The sequence below is a fragment of the Paenibacillus sp. P4_A7 genome, from assembly GCF_056402455.1.
Genome location: NZ_JBFUHJ010000527.1, coordinates 1 through 3,590 on the forward strand (window position 1 = coordinate 1; position 3,590 = coordinate 3,590).

Annotated in this window: 2 protein-coding genes; both read right to left on the reverse strand. The window is 40.0% G+C overall.

The window, feature by feature from the left end; all coding sequences use genetic code 11:
• Nucleotides 1-227: 227 nt before the first annotated feature.
• Nucleotides 228-995, reverse strand: coding sequence for a DeoR/GlpR family DNA-binding transcription regulator (locus tag AC1DWN_RS30350; RefSeq protein ID WP_477562584.1), 768 nt, complete (start codon nt 993-995; stop codon nt 228-230).
• A gap of 96 nt (nt 996-1,091) precedes the next feature.
• Nucleotides 1,092-3,383: a glycosyl hydrolase family 95 catalytic domain-containing protein gene (locus AC1DWN_RS30355; RefSeq protein ID WP_477562585.1), complete on the reverse strand. Its 2,292-nt coding sequence runs from the start codon at nt 3,381-3,383 to the stop codon at nt 1,092-1,094.
• Between the last annotated feature and the right edge of the window lie 207 nt (nt 3,384-3,590).

The window sequence follows — 3,590 nt, forward strand, 5'->3', positions numbered from 1 at the left end:
CCAGGCCATACTCCTTGTTGATCCCCTTGCTTGATATGTACCGTTGGGGCTTTATTATAAGTTTTGATTGTTTTAGACTTTGTCATTTGTTTGATAACCTCCCGTTTTTCAACTCATTTTATCATTACACAACATAATATAACACATATTATCAAATATTAACACATCAAAAAAGACCGTTAGTAGTGGTTTACCCACTAACGATCTCTTCCAATAAATATTTTCCATTACACGATGTGTACAGGTATTCCTTGTTCATGGAAATACTCCTTTATCTCTTCAGGAATCCCATTGTCAGTAATAACAGCTGAGATTTCACTTGCATTAACGGTTGTTGTAAATGACCTTATGCCGAACTTAGAGGAATCAAGAAGCATCACGGTTTGTCTAGCGGAACGAATCATTGCTTTCTTCACTCGAGTATCAAGCAGATTGGGATCCGTGAAACCTGTCTCCGGAGTGAAGCCTAATCCAGACAGAAAAACCGAATGCGCATGGAATTGATCGAAGAATGCTTCCGCTACAGGTCCAACAAAAGTACCTGATTGCTCTCTAAGGGTTCCCCCGCAACTAAGAACCGTATTTCTTCCAGCTTCATCTCTTAATGCATTCAAAGTGCTTAATCCATTTGTTAATACCGTTAATTGCGAAAACCTCTTGAGATAAGCAGGCATGCGAGATATGGTTGTTCCACCTTCGAAAATGAGTACGTCGCCCTCATTCACAAAATGTTCGACAGCATAACGTGCTAGTTGTTCCTTGATATCTTGATTGCTATTTTCTTTATCAATGGCTGCTGGTTCCCTCACGTAAGGTTCTGCAAGTACAGCCCCCCCATGAGATAGAATCACATGGCCATTGGTTTCGAGCTGCTTCAAATCCCGGCGAATCGTCATTTCCGACACATGAAGCTCCTGACTTAGTTGCTTGATCGTACTCCCGCCTTCATTGGACAGATATTCGATTATAGCGGATTTACGTTGTATGGGTAGCAAGTTTTGCACCTCTTATTATCAAATTCAAACATAATATAACATAGATTTGGTAAAATGTCGCTTCACCGCTAGATATAAAAAAACAATATGTAGCTTTTAGTTACTATTTCCCGGATCTACTTCGGAATTAAGCTTTGCAAGAGTATAAGTTTCATCTGCGACTGTGTTGAAAGTGTATAAAGTAAACCCAGTATTATCCTCAATTTTCGAGGTTCTCTTTACAGGTAAATCATGGCTATCGGTCACTACCATGCCAGATACCCAAGGGGACTGAACCACAACTCGCTTGCCTTTTTCACTTTTTATATTGGCAGATATTACTTCTCCTAGTTGTGAATCGTAGCTACCTGAAACTAAGAATGCACCATAGGCTCTTAGATGAACAAACTCTGCTTTACGATTCTTTGGCCATACGGGAAACAAACGGATTACTCCGTCATGGCTTTGCATGAGCATAGTATTTATCGCTTCAATCGCTGCAAGTCCTTCGATGCCATGTCGATTTGGATTAATGGTCAAATTGTTCCTAAAGCTTTCGACATCGTCATAGGCATCTTCATAATGAGCTGAACCATCTAATCTATCTTTAAGTTTTTGTATAATAGTTTCTCCATCAAATCCAACTCTGGCGGCTTGGGTAAAGATACGTGTGAATGCATTAGCCTGATACCATGTTGGATTATTCCCACTATTTAGCATGGATAAGGTGTTTCTTCCGATTTCCAGCAGTTTTGGGTCAGAACCTAGACTTAAATAATTAACCGGAAATACTGCATCAAGAACAACAGGGTTATCCCCAGGGCCCATCAAACTCATTTTTCCAGTTTGAGCCAAAGTTTCTGATTCACTAAAGGTAGTCTTCCCTTGTTGTTGAACGGTTGGCAATGGGGCAAGATTTTCTGCGCGATGTTTCCAGATTTCCGTTCTGGAATCAGATATTATGATACCTCCTGCCTGAAGTGCAGATATTACTTCATCATTACTTAAAAAAGAAAGTAATTGTTTAATAAGTGCTAAATCTGTAGTTGAGTTTTTGTCCGGTGCGATTCCGCCATCTATACAAATTTCACGAGCTGCAGCATTCAGCACCTCATAACAATGAGTGGCTTCGCTATATTTTAGATTTTTATCATTTTCCCAAAACTCTGCAATGGCATCTAATAACGACCAAGCCGTTTTAACCAAGAAATCATCATCCAAGGTCATGCGATAATTCCAAATAAAACTTGCTAATAGATAAGCCCCATTGCTTTTTTGCTGCCAATCAAAATGTAAAGTGAACCACTGTTTAATTTGTGTTTTATACAAGGCTCCTGTTAAACCCTTTTGGAGTGCAAAATCTTTTGCAGCTGGTAAAGCCCTGAGAGCTCCTTCATAATAGGGAATTGCTGTTTCATACCTGTTGCTGGAATAAACGCCCCACCACGGTGCTTCATAGTTGTAGTTATTGGTATAGTCGTTTCCCCACAAATCAGAATCATCCACACGCCAAGGGCCACAAATAGACATGCCCGCTCCCCCCGCCCTAGAGCCACTTCCTAAAGCGTAAAGGGATCCGTAGTAGTACTTCATCAAGAGCTCGTCATTGAGCTGAACATAAGATTTTGACCAATATTTCTCCCACCAATCCTGATGAAATGAATATAAGCTGTCAATATCCGATTCGTTTGCAACAGCGTTCAGCTCTTCAATAACTTTGTCAGTTGACTTAGCAGAGAATTTTCCGCCTCCGATTGCTGATAGCACATACACACTTCCTGTTGCGGGCAGTGTAAAGCGCAGGGAGCACTGGTCAGAAGCGTTAGACTTTGTATCGGTTACTTCAGCGCCAATGACCTTTGTTGCTATCGTCACTGTCTCATCTTCTTTTCTGGTTATCCATACCCCATTATTTCCATCCAATATGCCTGCGCTGGTTACTCTTCCACCGTTGACCATAGCCTTTAGAGTCAGCTTGACTGGTTGCTGGGCTCCTTCGATGCTAGATAATTGAGTAATCAAATAATTTCCATTATCTGMTGTCCAAGAGGTTGTAGAAACAGTGCTTTGGGTTGTTATAGGCAGCACTGCTTCTACCTGTGCATTCAATATGTTCTGAGATTGAGAATATATAGTCTCATCCACCTCATTCTCAACTGATTGGGATGAGTCGTTAAAATCTAGTTCCAACTCGCCTACATATTTAATGTTATGGCTTAGATCACTTTTGGAAATGTGAAATGCTTGTTTTTTAAGAGTTCCTCCTGAAACAACTGCAATATCACCATTTCCGAGAAGTGGCCCATCTGGAATCCCTCTGTTCCCCGAAAGAGACGGAGATGTTATGTACTGGGATTTAATAGACCCAACTATAGCCTTCACAGCTATTCGTTTATAATAATTACTCATTGACTATTCCCCCCACAATAAATTCAGGAAAATGCCTTGCTATAATTCTGATCATTCCACAATTATAAAAAACAAAGATTATGAAATTGACCCTTTCATAATCTCTGTTTCTTCATTTTCTATTTGCATTCTTCAACTTTCAAAAATAACTAGAATATGTAGCATTTGTTTGGCTTCCAAACTTAACTCCAGCGAACTATCTTGAAT